General features: G+C 51.5%; 19 protein-coding genes and 1 pseudogene. 6 read left to right on the top strand and 14 right to left on the bottom strand.

Going from position 1 to position 17,238, the window contains the following annotated elements; translation table 11 throughout:
• The first annotated feature begins 18 nt into the window (after positions 1–18).
• From QJT81_14470 to ychF, 3 genes are read left to right on the top strand one after another with little or no spacing between them, the layout of a single operon-like run.
• Positions 19–591, top strand: coding sequence for a 50S ribosomal protein L25/general stress protein Ctc (locus QJT81_14470; protein WGZ93021.1), 573 nt, complete (start codon positions 19–21; stop codon positions 589–591).
• A gap of 11 nt (positions 592–602) precedes the next feature.
• On the top strand, positions 603–1,178 hold the full coding sequence (pth, locus tag QJT81_14465) for an aminoacyl-tRNA hydrolase (protein WGZ93020.1): 576 nt from the start codon (positions 603–605) through the stop codon (positions 1,176–1,178).
• 12 nt (positions 1,179–1,190) lie between these two features.
• A complete protein-coding gene (gene ychF, locus QJT81_14460) occupies positions 1,191–2,285 on the top strand; it encodes a redox-regulated ATPase YchF (protein WGZ93019.1) in 1,095 nt (364 codons plus the stop codon).
• A gap of 14 nt (positions 2,286–2,299) precedes the next feature.
• Here the strand turns inward: ychF and sixA are convergent, their stop codons facing one another.
• The 4 genes from sixA to recG all read right to left on the bottom strand — a co-directional run bounded on the left by sixA (position 2,300) and on the right by recG (position 6,718).
• Positions 2,300–2,788 (bottom strand): phosphohistidine phosphatase SixA, encoded by a 489-nt coding sequence (sixA, locus tag QJT81_14455; protein ID WGZ93018.1) that lies wholly within the window; start codon positions 2,786–2,788, stop codon positions 2,300–2,302.
• Positions 2,785–3,978 carry a multidrug effflux MFS transporter gene (locus QJT81_14450; protein ID WGZ93017.1) on the bottom strand — a complete coding sequence of 398 codons (1,194 nt, stop codon included), beginning with the start codon at positions 3,976–3,978 and terminating at the stop codon, positions 2,785–2,787. Before QJT81_14450 ends, sixA begins: the two co-directional genes overlap by 4 nt.
• A gap of 1 nt (position 3,979) precedes the next feature.
• Complete coding sequence (locus tag QJT81_14445; protein WGZ93016.1) at positions 3,980–4,561, bottom strand: Uma2 family endonuclease; 582 nt, start codon at positions 4,559–4,561, stop codon at positions 3,980–3,982.
• A 72-nt stretch (positions 4,562–4,633) separates the two neighbouring features.
• Entirely contained in the window at positions 4,634–6,718 is a 2,085-nt protein-coding gene (recG, locus tag QJT81_14440) for an ATP-dependent DNA helicase RecG (GenBank protein ID WGZ93015.1), read from the bottom strand.
• A 97-nt stretch (positions 6,719–6,815) separates the two neighbouring features.
• On the opposite strand from recG, the pseudogene QJT81_14435 reads away from it, so the two are divergent.
• Positions 6,816–7,857, top strand: a pseudogene (locus tag QJT81_14435) (IS630 family transposase).
• 56 nt (positions 7,858–7,913) lie between these two features.
• On the opposite strand, the gene QJT81_14430 reads toward QJT81_14435, so the two are convergent.
• The 4 genes from QJT81_14430 to QJT81_14415 form a co-directional block, all read right to left on the bottom strand.
• Positions 7,914–8,327 carry a transposase family protein gene (locus tag QJT81_14430; GenBank protein ID WGZ93014.1) on the bottom strand — a complete coding sequence of 138 codons (414 nt, stop codon included), beginning with the start codon at positions 8,325–8,327 and terminating at the stop codon, positions 7,914–7,916.
• Between the two features lie 160 nt (positions 8,328–8,487).
• Positions 8,488–9,543, bottom strand: a complete 1,056-nt coding sequence (locus QJT81_14425) for a transposase (GenBank protein WGZ93013.1) — start codon at positions 9,541–9,543, stop codon at positions 8,488–8,490.
• Positions 9,544–9,614: 71 nt separating this feature from the next.
• On the bottom strand, positions 9,615–10,211 hold the full coding sequence (locus QJT81_14420; GenBank protein WGZ93012.1) for a transposase: 597 nt from the start codon (positions 10,209–10,211) through the stop codon (positions 9,615–9,617).
• A 51-nt stretch (positions 10,212–10,262) separates the two neighbouring features.
• Positions 10,263–11,258 (bottom strand): IS30 family transposase, encoded by a 996-nt coding sequence (locus tag QJT81_14415; GenBank protein WGZ93011.1) that lies wholly within the window; start codon positions 11,256–11,258, stop codon positions 10,263–10,265.
• Between the two features lie 457 nt (positions 11,259–11,715).
• On the opposite strand from QJT81_14415, the gene QJT81_14410 reads away from it, so the two are divergent.
• The gene (locus QJT81_14410) at positions 11,716–12,771 is read left to right on the top strand and encodes a transposase (protein WGZ93010.1); all 1,056 of its coding nucleotides are present in this window, start codon (positions 11,716–11,718) and stop codon (positions 12,769–12,771) included.
• A 117-nt stretch (positions 12,772–12,888) separates the two neighbouring features.
• On the opposite strand, the gene QJT81_14405 is transcribed toward QJT81_14410, so the two are convergent.
• From QJT81_14405 to QJT81_14390, 4 genes are all read right to left on the bottom strand, one after another.
• Positions 12,889–13,239, bottom strand: a complete 351-nt coding sequence (locus tag QJT81_14405; GenBank protein WGZ93009.1) for a transposase family protein — start codon at positions 13,237–13,239, stop codon at positions 12,889–12,891.
• 224 nt (positions 13,240–13,463) lie between these two features.
• On the bottom strand, positions 13,464–13,898 hold the full coding sequence (locus QJT81_14400) for a type II toxin-antitoxin system VapC family toxin (protein ID WGZ93008.1): 435 nt from the start codon (positions 13,896–13,898) through the stop codon (positions 13,464–13,466).
• Entirely contained in the window at positions 13,889–14,161 is a 273-nt protein-coding gene (locus tag QJT81_14395) for a type II toxin-antitoxin system Phd/YefM family antitoxin (GenBank protein WGZ93007.1), read from the bottom strand. Before QJT81_14395 ends, QJT81_14400 begins: the two co-directional genes overlap by 10 nt.
• A gap of 139 nt (positions 14,162–14,300) precedes the next feature.
• Positions 14,301–14,570, bottom strand: a complete 270-nt coding sequence (locus QJT81_14390) for a hypothetical protein (protein WGZ93006.1) — start codon at positions 14,568–14,570, stop codon at positions 14,301–14,303.
• Positions 14,571–14,706: 136 nt separating this feature from the next.
• Here QJT81_14390 and QJT81_14385 point away from each other — a divergent pair, with 136 nt between their 5' ends.
• Entirely contained in the window at positions 14,707–15,915 is a 1,209-nt protein-coding gene (locus tag QJT81_14385; GenBank protein ID WGZ93005.1) for an RNA-guided endonuclease TnpB family protein, read from the top strand.
• A 232-nt stretch (positions 15,916–16,147) separates the two neighbouring features.
• Here the strand turns inward: QJT81_14385 and QJT81_14380 are convergent, their stop codons facing one another.
• Positions 16,148–16,582, bottom strand: coding sequence for a hemerythrin family protein (locus QJT81_14380; protein WGZ93004.1), 435 nt, complete (start codon positions 16,580–16,582; stop codon positions 16,148–16,150).
• An 87-nt stretch (positions 16,583–16,669) separates the two neighbouring features.
• Entirely contained in the window at positions 16,670–17,194 is a 525-nt protein-coding gene (locus QJT81_14375; protein WGZ93003.1) for a hypothetical protein, read from the bottom strand.
• Positions 17,195–17,238: the final 44 nt, after the last annotated feature.

The following is a 17,238-nucleotide window of genomic DNA, read 5'->3' as shown; positions in this document are numbered from 1 at the left end:
TTCTGTTGGAGAAGTAACATGTCAAAACAATACGTTCTGCAAGCGCAGGCACGTGAATTGCAGGGTAAGGGTGCGAGCCGCCGCCTGCGTAACACCGGTATGGTTCCTGCCGTTATTTACGGTGCAGGCGGTGAAGCACAATCCATTTCCTTGCGTCACAATGAAATGCTGCGTAACTTGCAGGAAGAAGGTTTCTACTCGCAAATCATTACGGTGGATTTCGGCGATCGTAAAGAGCAAGTGATCCTGCGTGACCTGCAACGTCACCCAGCCAAGCCAATCATTATGCACGCTGACTTACAGCGCATCCGTGATGACGAAGAAATCAACGTCCACGTGGCGCTGCACTTCCTCAATGATGACGTGGCAAAAGGCGTAAAAGAGCAAGGTGGTACTGTTAGCCACATGATTTCTGAAGTTGAAGTTTCTTGCTTGCCTAAGAACCTGCCTGAATTCATCGAGGTTGACATGATCAACGTCGAAAAAGGCCAGATTGTGCACTTGTCTGACCTGAAATTGCCAGAAGGTGTCAGCCTGCCAGCTTTGGCTCTGGGCGAAGACCACGACAACGCCATCGCGGCGATTCACTAAGGTCTATACCGATGGGAAACCCTATCCGCCTCATTGCAGGCTTGGGCAACCCCGGTAGCCAGTACGACAAAACCCGGCACAATGCCGGGTTTTGGTTTGTTGACGAACTGGCAAGGCGTTACTCCGGCAAGTTTGCCATCGAGAAGCGTTTTTCCGGCGAAGTCTGTAAACTGCAAGTCGGCAGTGCGGTGGTATGGCTACTCAAGCCCATGACCTTCATGAACCGTAGCGGGCTAGCAGTCAAGCAGTTAGCCAGTTTCTACCAAATTCCGGTGGAACAAATTTTAGTGGCGCACGATGAGCTGGACATTGCACCCGGTGACGTGCGTTTGAAACAAGCGGGTGGTCACGGTGGGCATAACGGTTTGCGTGATTGCCATGCCCATTTGGGCGCGGATTATTGGCGGTTGCGTTTGGGTGTCGGACACCCCGGCGACCGTAACAAAGTGGTCGATTATGTTTTATCACGCCCCTCACTGGATGATGAAATCGTCATCTCACGGGCGATTGACAAAGCAGCCGACCAAATTGAATTGATTTTAGCCGGTGATATGCAGAAAGCGATGAACGCGCTGCACACCAAATAAAGGTAAGACATCATGGGATTCAAGTGCGGAATTGTTGGTTTGCCAAACGTGGGTAAATCCACCCTGTTTAATGCGTTGACCAAGGCGGGCATTCAGGCAGCGAATTACCCTTTCTGTACGATTGAGCCGAATGTGGGGATCGTGCCCATGCCAGATCCACGTCTGGATGCACTAGCGGCAATCGTTAAACCAATCAAGATTTTACCCACGACGATGGAATTCGTCGACATTGCAGGTTTGGTTGCAGGTGCGTCACAGGGCGAAGGTTTGGGCAACAAATTCCTCGCGCACATCCGCGAAACCGATGCGATTGCGCAGGTGGTGCGCTGTTTCGACAACGACGACATCATTCACGTTGCGGGCAAGATTGACCCCGCCTCTGACATTGAAACCATCAATACCGAGTTGGCACTGGCGGATCTGGATACGGCGGAAAAAGCAGTGAACCGTTTGACCCGTTCGGCTAAATCCGGTAGTAAGGATTTGGTGGCGCAAAAAGTGTTGGCAGAGCGTTTGTTTGCGCATTTGTCTGAAGGGCATTCGGCACGTTCAATGGCTATGACCCCCGAAGAACGCGCGTTGGCTATTCGTGAGTTTCACCTGATTAGCATCAAACCTTTGATGTTTATCGCCAATGTTAACGAAGACGGTTTTGAGAATAACCCGTATTTGGAGCAAGTGCGCGAGATTGCCAAGCGTGAAAATGCGGTGGTAGTGCCGGTGTGTGCAGAAATGGAGTCGGAACTTTCCCAGTTGGATGATGCAGAACGCGACGAGTTTTTAGCCGGTATGGGGCTGGACGAACCGGGTTTGAATCGCGTGATTCGAGCGGGTTACGATTTGCTGGGCTTGCAGACCTATTTCACCGCAGGTGTGAAAGAAGTTCGTGCATGGACGATCCCCAAAAATGCGACTGCGCCACAAGCGGCTGGCGTGATTCATACCGACTTTGAGCGCGGCTTTATTCGTGCACAAACCATCGCTTTTGAAGATTTCATTGCTTACAAGGGTGAGCAGGGCGCGAAAGAAGCCGGGAAAATGCGGGCGGAAGGCAAGGAGTACATCGTGAAGGATGGCGATGTGTTGAATTTCTTGTTTAACGTGTAAGGGATTCCCCGCTACTACTTCATCAGCGCGTTGGGGATGTTCCATTGGAGTTCCCCAACGCCGCTCGTCATATCGACCTCTAGGCGTATCAACCCGGCTTTTTTGACTTTAATACGGCTGTTAGGGCTGCCTAGCAAGTGGGCGATTAAGGTTGAAAATTCCGGCTCATGACCCACCAGCCAAATATTGTTGTCACCGTTTGCGGCTAAGGCTGCCAGTGCTTGCAGCGTGGTTTGGGTATCTGTGCCATGTGCTAACCACGGCACAATGACGGCTTTGGGGCAATTGGCTAAGTGTTTACGTAAACCTTGCGCGGTTTCTAACGCCCTGACCAGTGGGCTGCATAGCAGGTGGGTGGGCAGTAAGGCGTGACGCTGGCAAAAGTCGGCAACCCGTTGCACTTGCTTGTGACCTTTGGGCGTGAGGCGACGTGCTTCATCAGGAATGAGCAGGTTGTGATCTTCCGCAGTGGCGTGGCGTAGAAATGTCAGGGTAGTTGTCATGCGGGTTTTCGCTGTGAAAATAAGGCTACGGTGGCGGCTAAGCCGAAAATAAAGAAGCTGCTGATCAGGGGCAATACCGTGCCGTCGTAGGCTTGTCCAACAAATGTCCCTAGCGGTACTGCGAGTAAGGTTGAGAGTGAGCCAATGACCGATGCACCGATTCCGGCAATATGTCCCAGCGGTTCCATCGCCAGCGCATTCAGATTGCCAAATAACATGCCTAATGCCAAAAATGCCAGCATGAAATACGCCATCAACACTGGCAATGCGGGGTGTCCGGCACTGCTATAAGTGACGAGCCAAAAAGCACCCGATAGCAGTGTGAACAGCAGCAATGCCCGTCTTGAGATCCAATGCATTCCGTAGTGCATTACCAGCTTGGCATTCAGTAACGAAGCGCCGCCAATCGCCAGCGCCAGCAATGCGAAATACAGCGGGAACCGTTCCCCCAAGTCGTATTGGATTTGCAGGATTTGTTGTGCTGAACTCAAATAACCGAGAAATGCACCAAACACAATCCCCGTCGTGAGGGTGTAGGTCATGCTGGTACGGTTGCTGACGACTTCTTTCAGCCCCTCCCAAAACTCACCGAAACGGAAAGTGCGGCGTTTGGTGGTGGGGAGGGTTTCCGGCATTCGCCACCAAAACCATACCGCCACACTGAGCGCCAGCACACAAAACAGCGTGAAAATACTGCGCCAGCCGGACACCAGCAAAATACCTTGCCCTAATGATGGCGCAATCATCGGCACAAGGATAAAAATACTCATGGTGAATGACATAACCCGTGCCATTGCCCGCCCGGAATAGCAATCGCGCACCAGTGCCATCGTTAATACACGCGGGGCTGATGCGCCGACCCCTTGCAAAAATCGCCCGATCAGCATGTGTGAAAAGTCTTGCGCCAACATTGAGAGCGAACTGCCAAGCATAAAGATACCCAAGCCCACGTACATCAGCGGTTTGCGCCCGGTTGCATCGGATAAGGGGCCGAAAAATACTTGCCCCAACGCCAAACCCAGAAACAAGGTGGTGAGGATTAATTGCGCGTCGTTGTCGTGTTGTGTACCCAGCTCGCGCCCAATGGTGACGAGTGCGGGCAGCATGGCATCAATCGCCAGCGCGGTTAGCGAGCTGAGCATGGCGATGAGGGCGACGAATTCGCCGAAGCGGGGGAGGTTGGTGGGCATGTTAGAGGGCTGTTTCCTGCATAAACGCCCAATCAATCAGCAATTCAGGAAACAACTCCACCGCAGTCGGCTCATCCATCCCAAACATCAGCGGCAAGCCGTATTGCCCGTCATCTTTCAGCGTATACACCATCACCCAACGGTCAACGGGGTGGATAATCCAATATTCTTGCACCCCATGCCGTTCATATAACCAGCGTTTTTTATCCATATCCTTGAGCGCGGTGGAGGGAGATAACACTTCGATAATCCAGTCCGGCGCACCCCGGCAGCCTTTGTCATCCAGCTTATTTTTGTCGCAGATCACGGCAAGATCGGGCTGCACAGTGGTGTCTACATCGTTGTCGGCTTCGTTGTGGTTAGGCAGACGTATATCAAACGGGGCGGGATAAACTTCGCAGGGTTTACCCCGTAAATAAGTGGCAATTTGCACACTCATCTCCAAGATGTATTTTTGATGTATGCGTGACGGAGCAGCCATTGCATACGCGACCCCATCAATCAGTTCCCAACGTTCATCTTCCGGCCATTTGGCGTAATCGGCGTAGGTAAAGTGTCCCTGTAATTTTTTTGCTGCACCCATTGTCATGCTCCTTCTTTGTGCTTAACCCGCTTATATCATGCTGATGTTAGCACAGCAGAAAGTGAGGATGTCTCAACTCTGGAAAAACTGCGTAGCCGTTTCGCCATCCGGCTGCTGCAACCAACGTTGCGTCAACGTTTCCACCCGCTCTGGGTAATGCGCCACCACTTCCCGCGCCGCCATTTGTACCGCTGGCAGCAAATGTTGATCGCGCAGCAAACTCGCAATCCGCAGCCGCACATCCCCTGTCTGGCGCGTTCCCAGTACCTCGCCGGGGCCGCGCAATTCCAGATCAATATCCGCAATCATGAAACCATCCGTGGTGGTGCGCATCGCATCCAGCCGTTTCCGCGCCGTTTTGCCCAGTGGATGCTGGTAAAGCAGCACGCAACTACTCGCCACACTGCCGCGCCCAACCCGTCCACGCAACTGGTGCAATTGCGACAAACCCATGCGTTCAGCATTTTCGATCACCATCAAGGACGCATTCGGCACATCCACCCCGACTTCAATCACCGTTGTTGCCACCAAAAGCTGAATTTCCCCCAGCTTAAACTGGCGCATAATGCTTTCCTTTTCCGAACCGTGCAGCCGCCCATGTACCAGCCCCACCGCAACGTGTGGCAAACGTTCGTGCAACATCGCAGCGGTCACTTCTGCCGCTTCACATTGCAAGGCTTCCGATTCTTCGATCAGGGTGCAAACCCAGTACACCTGCCGACCTTCGCGACACGCGGCTGAAATGCGCTCAATCACCTCATCACGCCGCTCATTATTCAGGGCAACGGTAGTGATCGGCGTGCGCCCCGGCGGTAATTCATCAATCACCGAATAATCCAGATCGCCGTAAGCGGTCATTGCCAAGGTGCGCGGAATCGGCGTCGCCGTCATCACCAACTGGTGCGGGTAATGGTCGCCCTGCTTGCCTTTTTCGCGCAAGGCCATGCGCTGATACACGCCGAAGCGGTGCTGTTCGTCGATAATGATCAGCCCCAGTTGCAGGAATTCCACCGTGCGTTGGAACAGGGCGTGTGTCCCCACCGCGATATGCCCGATGCCCAGCAACAAATTTTCCACCTTGCGGCGGCGTTGGCGTGGGGTTTGATTGCCGGAAATGTACACTGTCTCGATACCCAGCGGTTCCAGCCAGCGTACCAGATTCTGGTAATGCTGTTCCGCCAGCAATTCGGTCGGAGCCATCATGGCGACTTGGAAACCGTTGGCAATGGCGTGTAACGCTGCGGCAACGGCGACCAAGGTTTTGCCTGAACCGACATCGCCTTGCACCAAGCGATTCATCGGCACGGTTTGTTGCAAATCGGTGGTAATTTCCGCAATCACGCGATTTTGTGCGCCCGTGGGGGCAAAGGGCAGGGTGCGCAACAATTGCCGCCAATAGTGATTGGTTTCTGGCATGACGTGCGCTTGCACTTGCTTGAGTTCGTGCCGCGCTTGCTGCACGCCAAGTTGATGCGCCAGCAATTCCTCGAAAATCAGCCGGTACGGACGCATTCCTTCCACCGTTGAACCCGACGGCGGTGTATGCAGCTTGCGTAATTCGTTTGCCAGTGGCGGAAAATGGTGTTGCCTGACCACGCTTTCCGGCAACAAATCCGGCAATTCCTCCACATGCTCCAGCGCTAAATCAATCAGGCGGCGCAAGCTACGTTGCTGCAAACCTTCGGTCGTTGGATATGTCGGCGTGAGCGTGTTGGCAATCGGTTCGGGGTCATCGGCTTTGAGGTAATGGCATTCGGGATGCGCCATTTCCAGCTTCATCCCAGATTGGCGCACTTCGCCAAAACAGCGCAGCAACACGCCTTTGCGTAAGCTGTATTTCTGGGCGGAGGTGAAGTGGAAAAAGCGTAAGATCAAGGTGCCGCTGCCGTCGTTGAGGTAGCACAGCAACATGGTGCGCCCGCGTTGCACCACTTCGGTGTACTCGATTTCGCCTTCGACCAGCACTTCTTGCCCAACTTTGAGGCTGGCGATGGGGTAAATACGGGTGCGATCCTGATAGCGTAGCGGCAGGTGAAACAGCAAATCGGCCACGCGCAAGATACCCAGCCGCACCAGTTTTTCCGCAACCGCATCACCGACCCCACGCAGGGCGGTGACAGGTTGCTGTAGAAAGTCGGGGGTGCAAGGTTCAGTCATTTGACAAGTGTACTATACTTTGCCCGTGAATAGCTGTTGAATAATGAGAAGCCCTCAAGCAAAGTACGGCTGTTATTGGCAACCGGTCGTCCTTTCCATGATCCAGATAGACTTCAGCGAATCCGATCAAACCGCCTTGAATGAGGGGCGTTACCGCCATGCCCACCCTCGCGTCCGCCAACGGATGGAAGTGTTGTGGCTAAAAAGCCAGGGAATGGCGCATGGGGACATTGAACGGCTGGCACAGGTGAGTTCAACGACGGTCACCCGTTATTTGAAACGTTACCAACAAGGTGGGATCGCTGCCTTGGAACAACTGGATTTCCGTCGCCCAACCCGCCGGTTGGAACCTTTCCGTGAGCCCCTGAAGAAACATTTTGAGAAGCATCCACCGACCCGGATCAGTCAGGCGATCGCTGATATACAGCGCTTAACCGGCCTTGAACTCAAGCGGGAAGCCGTGCGGCTATTCCTGCATGACTTGGGTTTGTCCGTCAGGAAGGTGGGGATGATACCGGCGAAAGCCGACCCTGCTGCCCAGGAGACTTTTAAAAAAAGAGCTGGAGCCGCGTCTTGAGGAGGCCAAGGCCGGAAAACGCGCCGTTTTCTTTGTCGACGCCGCCCATTTTGTCCTGGCCCCGTTTCTGGGGTTCCTGTGGTGTTTCACCCGGCTGTTCATCCGCGCCCCTGCCGGACGCCAGCGCTACAATGTCCTCGGTGCGTTGAATGCAGTCACCCATGAACTGGTCACCGTGACCAATGACAGTTACATCAACTCCCAAAGTGTTTGTCAGTTGCTTCGGCAAATCAAGGCATTGGCCCTGGATGTCCCGGTGACCTTGGTGATGGACAATGCCCGTTACCAGCGCTGTAGCCTGGTACAAACATTCGCCCAAACACTCGGGATCGAACTGTTGTTCCTACCCGCTTATTCCCCCAACCTGAACCTGATTGAGCGCCTCTGGAAGTTTGTGAAGAAGGAATGCCTGTATTCACGTTACCATGAAAACTTTACCGCGTTTGCGCAGGCCATTGATGCCTGTTTGGCACAAACCCACACTACGCATAAAAAAGCCTTGGACTCCTTGCTGACTCTCAACTTTCAGACCTTTGAGGAATCTGCAATTATGGGCGGTTGAAGTATAATAATAGACATTATCTATAAATAATAATTATCGAAAAGTTTTTAAAACTTTCAATAGATTGGATTTCGCATGGAGTTTCTCAGGTTGTGTAGTCCGCAAGCAATTTCCATAATCTGGTCATCAAAGTCATCTTTTAAATTACGGTACACATCTTTCAGGCATCGGCAGCGTTTAATACCACTGATGATATGTTCAACGACTACCCTGCGGGCAGAAATTTGACGGTTTTCTTCTTTTTCTTGTGGGGTCAGACATTTATTCCGTGGCTTCTTTTTTGGCTCAATGACGGTGACACCTTTTCCCATGTCAGCCCCCTTGAAGCCTAAATCACGTAAAATCACAGAACCCTCCGGTAATTGGGTCTGCTCCTCATCGGCAATTTTCTTGTCATGCTTCTTGCCTGAGTGAGTATCCCCTGAGCGACTTGCAAAATCCGACAAACTGAGTTGCTCAATTTTCAGCATTGACCGAACGCCGCATATTCAGCCGATTTTTTACTCAATTTGACCAACGAAACCTGAGCTTTTTCAGTTTTACCGTAACTTTTGCTAAATTTCACCCATACCGATGCGACTGCTCCTGTTTTTCAGTCAGTCTTCCCGTGTTTTTTCAAACCCAGTCGCTTTATAACAAGACACGCATCAGTTGATCAGCACTCAACACCAAAATCCCAAACATCAAGTGGCTGTAAACTTTTTGCGCACCTTGCACCCACACATTCCGACCACCAAATTCATCCTTCAGGCGGGCATTGGTTCGTTCTACGGTGCTGCGAATTTTGTAACGCTCGGCATCAGCAGGTTCAAACGCTTCTTTCTGTCCGCCGCGAGGATTGTGATCAATCAGAGGGACATGCCCCAGATGACGGCTGTATTCGTGCAAATCAGCACTGCAATAGGCCGCATCCATCAGGTCGTAGAGACTGGTGACACGTTGGGCACTGATTTGAGAGAGTGGGATGGCTGCCCCGCTGTCGTGAAAGGAGGCGGAAGACAGAATGGCTGCTATCGGGACACCACAATCGGCGGTATCGATATGCAGTTTGTAGCCGTTCCAACTGTGCTTGTAGCCTTGGGCATTCTTCTTCGTCCCCCGGTTACACTGAACCGGTATCTCATCGAGTGCTTGCTGAAGTGACTGTTCCCGTTGGCGCTGAATCCGTGTTTGCCCTTGTTTTTTCTTTGGCTTTTCCTCGGCAACAGGCCGTTCACGTGCCTCAATGGCTGTTGAATCCCGACACAGGTGGCCGATCAGCGCATCGCCCAAATACGTTTTCACCAACGTTTCATGCACACGTTCCGCTAAACGCTGTTCAGCAAATTCAGCGAAGGCACGTGAAAAGGTGGATTCGGAAGGCAGTTTCTTGGTCAGGGGAAACCCGCAGATGCGTCGCAGGGAGCGATCGTTTTGCAGCCGGTCAATGAGTGCTCGCGTATTGACAATATTGAGCACGCTTTTGGCGACAAAAGCATTGGCAAACCAAGATCGCTCCGTCGCTGGCCGTCCAGACCCATCACGAAAAGAGCGCACAAAATCTTCAATGCGCGTCAGCTCCAGTACGTGAATGAGCTTTTCAAGCTTGGGGGTCAATGTGCCAAAGGCATCATTGAAGCAAGGCAGTATTTCAATTTGCAGCAAACTCCAGCGTTGTGCAATCAGGGCGCGTTCGGTAGAATTCATAGCGTGGGCTTAATGGTTGTTTTGATGCTTCTATTATCGCCGAAAACGGCAGCCCACACTTCTTTTTTCCTTCAGATGAAGGAAGGTTCACGCTGAAAATGTAATTTTGCAAGTGGCTCCCCTAAGTATTTGATATGTCTGTCAGCACAGCCAACGATGACATTGTTTTTAACCGTATGGGCTTTTTTTTTACCACTATAGTATTCGCGCTGGACATCATTATCCACGGGGCGCTGGATTCTCCGCTCTGTTCCGTCAATAATCAATTCCTGTTGCCCTTCTTCTGCTAGCCGTTCCATTAATTCTGAGGATAGTCGAATGGGCTTATGTCCCATGTTATCCAATGCACTTTGTAATACGGGACACAAGCGGTGTATCCAGTGGTTTGCCACACTTTGGGGAAGATCAAATGAATACGCCAGCACTTCTTGTAAAGGATAGGTCTTCAGGTAAAACAGAATGAAAAACAGTTTGTCTTCTATTAATGCCAGTTTCCCATCAGAACGACCCCGCGTCTCATCAACACGTTTGCCCCGTGCGTGTAGGTCAGTTTGGTAAGCTGCACTGAACCGTTCGAGCAAACCCAAAAACTCCTTAACGTTGAGACTGGTCATGGCAACAAATGCCTTTTCATTGGATTTCAATGCGTTAAAGCTGTACTCCGCCATGCCGTTAGTCCCTACTCTAGGCTATTATTACTGTCAGGAATTTAGGTGAATTCAAGTAATAAGTGCATAACCCACCAACTTTTCGGCCTCTATGCCGGATAGTTCTCGGAACACCTCGTAAGGTGTCTTGAACCCCAGACACTTCCTTGGTCTGTTGTTGAGTTTATGTACAGCCTCCAGTACCTGTCGGGTGGTCACGTCCAATAGCCCCATTGCTTTAGGGAAGTATTGGCGTAACAGCCCATTGGCGTTCTCATTTTGCCCACGCTCCCACGAATGGTAGGGCTTGGCGAAATACGTTTCGCACCCAATGGCTTGGGCAACTTGCTCATGTTTGGCAAACTCTTTGCCGTTGTCGAAGGTGAGCGTGTGCACCCAATCCTTGAAGCTGTCCAGCAAGGTGATAATGCTGCTGGTTACGGCTTCTGCGGTCTTGTTTGCCACTGGAAAAGCTAGGCGTAGCTTGGATTTGCGTTCATCCAGTGTCACCAGTGCGCCTTGGTGTCCCTTGCCGATCATGGTGTCGGCTTCCCAGTCACCGAGCCGTTCACGCTGGTTGGCTACCGCTGGGCGTTCGTCAATGTCCACTCGGTTGGGGATGCCTTTGACGCTGCCCGTTTTACTGCCGTAACGCTGGCGGTATTTCTTCGTATGGCGGCGCAGGTTCAGGTACAGCTTGCCGCCCGCACGCTTGTCCCTGAGTACATGCTGGTAGATGGCTTCATGGCAAATAGTCGTTTTGCCTTCCGCTTTCAGTCGACCGCTGATCTGCTCAGGACTCCATTGTTGTTCCAGCAGCGTATCAATGCTGACCGCCAGTTCCGGGGTCAACTTGACCGCTTTGGGCTTGTCCGCATGGCGTTGTTGCGCTTTGGTGTGCGCTTGCTTGTGCCGATAGCCGCGTTGCCCTCGGTTGCGGGTCAGTTCACGACTGATCGTCGATTGACTGCGCCCCAAGGTTAACGCGATTGTTGCCGTCGATTCCTTCATCTTGTGCCGGGTTTCGATATAATGCCTCTCCTCAGAGGTAAGGTGTGTGTAAGCCATGAAGCTCTCCTGTCAGTGGTTTTTCGGGATGCTTTTTACCACATTTTGCCTCTGACCTGATAAGGAAAATCGCATCCCGTCTTGATTAACAGGCTATGCACTTATGATACGAATTCGCCCCACTATAGTATTCACGCTGAACATCATTATCCACAGGGCGCTGGATTCTCCGCTCTGTTCCGTCAATAATCAATTCCTGTTGCCCTTCTTCTGCTAGCCGTTCCATTAATTCTGAGGATAGTCGAATGGGCTTATGTCCCATGTTATCCAATGCACTTTGTAATACGGGACACAAGCGGTGTATCCAGTGGTTTGCCACACTTTGGGGAAGATCAAATGAGCCACTTGCAAAATTACATTTTCAGCGTGAACCTTCCTTCATCTGAAGGAAAAAAGAAGTGTGGGCTGCCGTTTTCGGCGATAATAGAAGCGTCAAAACAACCATTAAGCCCACGCTATGAATTCTACCGAACGCGCCCTGATTGCACAACGCTGGAGTTTGCTGCAAATTGAAATACTACCTTGCTTCAATGATGCCTTTGGCACATTGACCCCCAAGCTTGAAAAACTCATTCACGTACTGGAGCTGACGCGCATTGAAGATTTTGTGCGCTCTTTTCGTGATGGGTCTGGACGGCCAGCGACGGAGCGATCTTGGTTTGCCGATGCTTTTGTCGCCAAAAGCGTGCTCAATATTGTCAATACGCGAGCACTCATTGACCGGCTGCAAAACGATCGCTCCCTGCGACGCATCTGCGGGTTTCCCCTGACCAAGAAACTGCCTTCCGAATCCACCTTTTCACGTGCCTTCGCTGAATTTGCTGAACAGCGTTTAGCGGAACGTGTGCATGAAACGTTGGTGAAAACGTATTTGGGCGATGCGCTGATCGGCCACCTGTGTCGGGATTCAACAGCCATTGAGGCACGTGAACGGCCTGTTGCCGAGGAAAAGCCAAAGAAAAAACAAGGGCAAACACGGATTCAGCGCCAACGGGAACAGTCACTTCAGCAAGCACTCGATGAGATACCGGTTCAGTGTAACCGGGGGACGAAGAAGAATGCCCAAGGCAACAAGCACAGTTGGAACGGCTACAAACTGCATATCGATACCGCCGATTGTGGTGTCCCGATAGCAGCCATTCTGTCTTCCGCCTCCTTTCACGACAGCGGGGCAGCCATCCCACTCTCTCAAATCAGTGCCCAACGTGTCACCAGTCTCTACGACCTGATGGATGCAGCCTATTGCAGTGCTGATTTGCACGAATACAGCCGTCATCTGGGGCATGTCCCTCTGATTGATCACAATCCTCGCGGCGGACAGAAAGAAGCGTTTGAACCTGCTGATGCCGAGCGTTACAAAATTCGCAGCACCGTAGAACGAACCAATGCCCGCCTGAAGGATGAATTTGGTGGTCGGAATGTGTGGGTGCAAGGCGCACAAAAAGTTTACAGCCACCTGATGTTTGGGATTTTGGTGTTGAGTGCTGATCAACTGATGCGTGTCTTGTTATAAGGCGACTGGTTTTGAAAAAACACGGGAAGACTGACTGAAAAACAGGAGCAGTCGCATTGGTATGGGTGAAATTTAGCAAAAGTTACGGTAAAACTGAAAAAGCCCAGGTTTCGTTGGTCAAATTGAGTAAAAAATCGGCTGAATATGCGGCGTTCGGTCAATGCTGAAAATTGAGCAACTCAGTTTGTCGGATTTTGCAAGTCGCTCAAATGAATACGCCAGCACTTCTTGTAAAGGATAGGTCTTCAGGTAAAACAGAATGAAAAACAGTTTGTCTTCTATTAATGCCAGTTTCCCATCAGAACGACCCCGCGTCTCATCAACACGTTTGCCCCGTGCGTGTAGGTCAGTTTGGTAAGCTGCACTGAACCGTTCGAGCAAACCCAAAAACTCCTTAACATTGAGACTGGTCATGGCAACAAATGCCTTTTCATTGGATTTCAATGCGTTAAAACTGTACTCCGCCATGCCGTTAGTCCCTACTCTAGGCTATTATTACTGTCAGGAATTTACACTCTGGCTGTGTATCTTGCCATTGATAATTATTATTTATATATTTCAGTTTTTTATAGATAATGTCTAAAATAAAAATTTAATCTTTTTTGGTTCCCATCCAATAGGTATTAATCCTAGACCAATAGTGCCGGAGTCTTTGTATTCGGGGTAGGGTTTGTAGGTTGTTGTCACCCAAATCACTCCTGATTTTCTGGTGCAAACCAGTTTTCGATTGGTAGCGATTCGTACATGTTGAAGTCGTCTACGTTGCGCGTCACGAGAATAAGCTGATTGGCACAAGCAATAGCAGCGATTTCCCCATCAGCGAACGGGATAGTAATCCCACGTCGGGCAAGCCTGCCACGCTCTTGCGCTAACCATAATCCTGCGTTTTTTTCGTAAGGCAACACCGGCAATCCGCTCCGCCCCAAGGCTTCCAAATATGCCACAAGGCTGGCTTTGCGCCGCGAATCCTCCAACCGCTCCACGCCATAGTGCATTTCATGCCAAACAGTGACTGCCGTGCCGTATTCACCCGCATGTATACCCAGTTTGTGCATGACATTGGCATTAGGTTGTTTTTTAGTAGGTTCGGACAGAATATTGGCATCCAACAAGTATTTCAGTCCCATGAAAACTCCCGTGCAGGGGTGCGGTCACGCCAACTAGCCACTTCTTCATCCGCAAGATCAAGATCGCCATACTGTTCCCGCCATTGCAACATCGCCTGAAACACCGTTTTGCCCATATTGAACAATTGTTGGTAACGTTCCTCAGAAATCAGCACCGCAACAGGTTTACCGAAACGGCTAATATGAATGTCATCCCCTGCTTCAGCCGCATGGATCAGACGCGGCAAGTTATTTTTTGCCTCAGCAATCGTAGTCAGTTCCATCATTATCCCCTTGGTTCACTCTATAGCTATAGAATAGCCATAACTCGAATTCTTGTAAATGAACCTCGGCGGAAATCAGTTTTTTTAGCCCCTCTACCTCTGGGAGAGGGGTTGGGGTGAGGGTCTTCATGCATCAACCTCATGAATGCACCTCCCGCAACAACGCCATAATCTCTGCCGAAACCGCATCCAAATCAGCGTCAATCTCAGCAAGGTCACGCGGCGGCTGATAGACGTAGAAATGCCGGTTAAACGGAATTTCATAACCAACCAAACCAACTTCGTTATCCTTGGGATCGCGCTTGCTGCCATCAATCCACGCATCCACAACGTGCGGCAACACTTCGCGCCGGAAATAGACATCAACCAGCACATCGACCGGCTGTGAGGGGTTTGAAACAGTTACCATAAAATCTATATAAATCTATTCAAACTTTATCATTTTGGTTAGGTTTATAAAAGCGTAGTGCCGTTTATCCGTAAAAGATAGCAGCAAAAGCACGGATGACTAGACAACTATCACACCGTGCTGCATTCTGTTTGCCATGATCATCAGCCACAAAATCCGCCTTGACCCCAACCATAAGCAAGCGACGTACTTGGCGAAAGCCGCTGGTACAGCACGGTTCGCCTACAACTGGGCGTTGGCAGAATGGCAAACCCAATACGCAGCATGGAAAGACGACAACACCCAGCCAAAACCCAACCAAATGGGCTTGCGCCGCCAATTGAACGCCATCAAACGCGAACAATTCCCCTGGATGCTGGAAGTCACCAAAAACGCCCCGCAAATGGCGATTATCCAACTCGGTGCAGCCTTCAAAAACTTCTTTGCGGGACGCACCCAGTACCCGCAATTCAAAAAGAAAGGCAAAAGCCGCGACAGTTTCACCCTCACCAACGACCAGTTCAGCCTTGACGGTTGCCGCATCCGCATTCCCAACCTTGGGTTAGTGCGGATGCGGGAAACGTTACGCTTTTCCGGCAAAATCCTCTCTGCCACGATTTCCCGCACCGCTGACCAGTGGTTCGCCAGCATCACCGTGGACACCACCTCAAACCACCTCCCGCCTGCCAAAAACCAAGGCACGGTAGGGGTGGATTTGGGCGTATCTGCACTGGCAACCCTATCAACGGGGGAAAAAGTGGTTGGGGCAAAGCCGCATAAAGCCTTGCTTTCCCGCCTAAAACGGCTCTCGCGCAGCCTGTCCCGCAAGGTCAAAAGCAGTGCCAACCGCCACAAGGCGAAGCAGAAGCTGGCAAAACTTCACGCACGTATTGCCAACATTCGCCAAGACAGTTTGCACCAACTCACCACGGATTTGACCCGCCGATTCCACACCATCGGCATTGAAGATTTGAACGTATCGGGCATGGTGAAAAACCGTCATTTATCCCGTGCCATCAGTGACATGGGATTCTTCGAGTTCCGGCGGCAACTGGAATACAAGGCGGAAATGCGGGGTGCGGTGGTCGTGGTGGCTGATCGGTTTTTTGCTTCGAGCAAGACGTGTTCTGCTGCTGGCTGTGAGCATAAAGTGGAGAAGCTGCCACTGTCGGTACGTGAATGGACTTGCCCCGTTTGCGGTGCAGTCCATGACCGTGACGTAAATGCCGCCAAGAATTTAGAAGAATACGCCGTGAGTTACACGGTGTCTGCCTGTGGAGGGGAAGGCTCTGGTCTTGGGCGCAAGCCGAAGACGAAACCAGCCCCCGTGAAGCAGGAATTCAACACCATGACTACTTTTAGTTAGCTATAAGTAGATTTGGGTAGGTTTGAAATAACGGTGAACGGCAGGATAATGCGCCCGTATTGGGACTATTTGAAATCACCGCGCAGCAGGTCAGCGATTGACCAGCAGTAGGCGGCGAGGTTATTGGCGGTTTGGCTCATTCGGGTATCTTTATGGTGTGAAGGCTGGGTAGCAAACGCGCCATTATACGCAGATGTCCCGCTTCACGGTATGCGCCAATCCGCCGCCTTGCTTACAGCTCGACCTGCACATTCAACTGGCTGAGGAATTGCGCCGTCACAAAATCCATCGTGCCGATGTGTTGTTGCAGCCATTCGCGCCAATACTGGATGTAATCCTGCAACATCGCGATATCGCGCTCGCGTAACCATTGCTGTTGTACACCCAGCAATTGCAGCAAGGCCGTCTCGTGTTCACCCTGATGGCAGGGCGTGGCGAAGAAATCGTATTCGTGCATCAAACGTTCTTCGCGGGAAAAATGCGCCCTAGTGTGTTCCACCCAGGCGGCAATTTGCGCGTCAATGCTGGCAGGTTCGGCGGCGTTTTCAAGATCTGCCAGCAAGCGTGAAACCAGCGCCAATTCATCGTCATGCACGGTGTTCATAAACGGCATTGCCACATTCGGCAACGCCTCCCAATTCGCAGCGTAAGGTTCAGTGTAAGCCATTGTTATACCCATTGAAGTCAAGCATGGCGCAAGGGTAGGGCATAGGGGCGTAGGGGACATTGATTCAGGTCAAGTAGATTGCGGAGATTAGGCGGGCGGAAAACGTAGTTGCGAAAACGCCCGCCCCGCTTGCACAGCGTTACGCTCAATGTCAGCGGCTGAAGCCAGCAAACCTTGTTGCTCCAGAAATTGCAGGAAAGCGCGGGTACTGATTTTGTGGCAATGTTCGGGCAGCAAAAAACTGGCACGCGCAACCTTGTGATCTTCAAACAGAAAAACACCCGTAGGCGGTTCAGTCAACAGCGCAAAGTCAGTCATCACTTCTTGCACCGCCAGTTCACCCAAATTGGCTTTGCGGGGTGTTTCACCGCTTGCTAAAGCTTGTGTGTAACGCCGCAGGAGCGTGGTTTCGCGAATCTGCAATTGGTGTTTCGCTACCCAAGCGGTAATTTTCTGGCTGGTAGGCGTTTGATTGCGGGTCACTTCGTGCAACACCCTATCGACCATTTGCACCGTCCAGCCGGGTAACAGCAACACATCTAGCGCATCGGCATACGCCAACGTGATCAACGGCCCCGCATCCGCCAGCAAGATAACCGGATTATCGACCATGCGCGGCACCTAGCGGCAAAGTGTTCAGCACATCAACCATTGCT

This window comes from Candidatus Thiothrix putei (genome assembly GCA_029972225.1).
GTDB classification, from domain to species: Bacteria; Pseudomonadota; Gammaproteobacteria; order Thiotrichales; family Thiotrichaceae; genus Thiothrix; species Thiothrix putei.
This window is presented reverse-complemented; position numbering and strand designations above follow the sequence as displayed.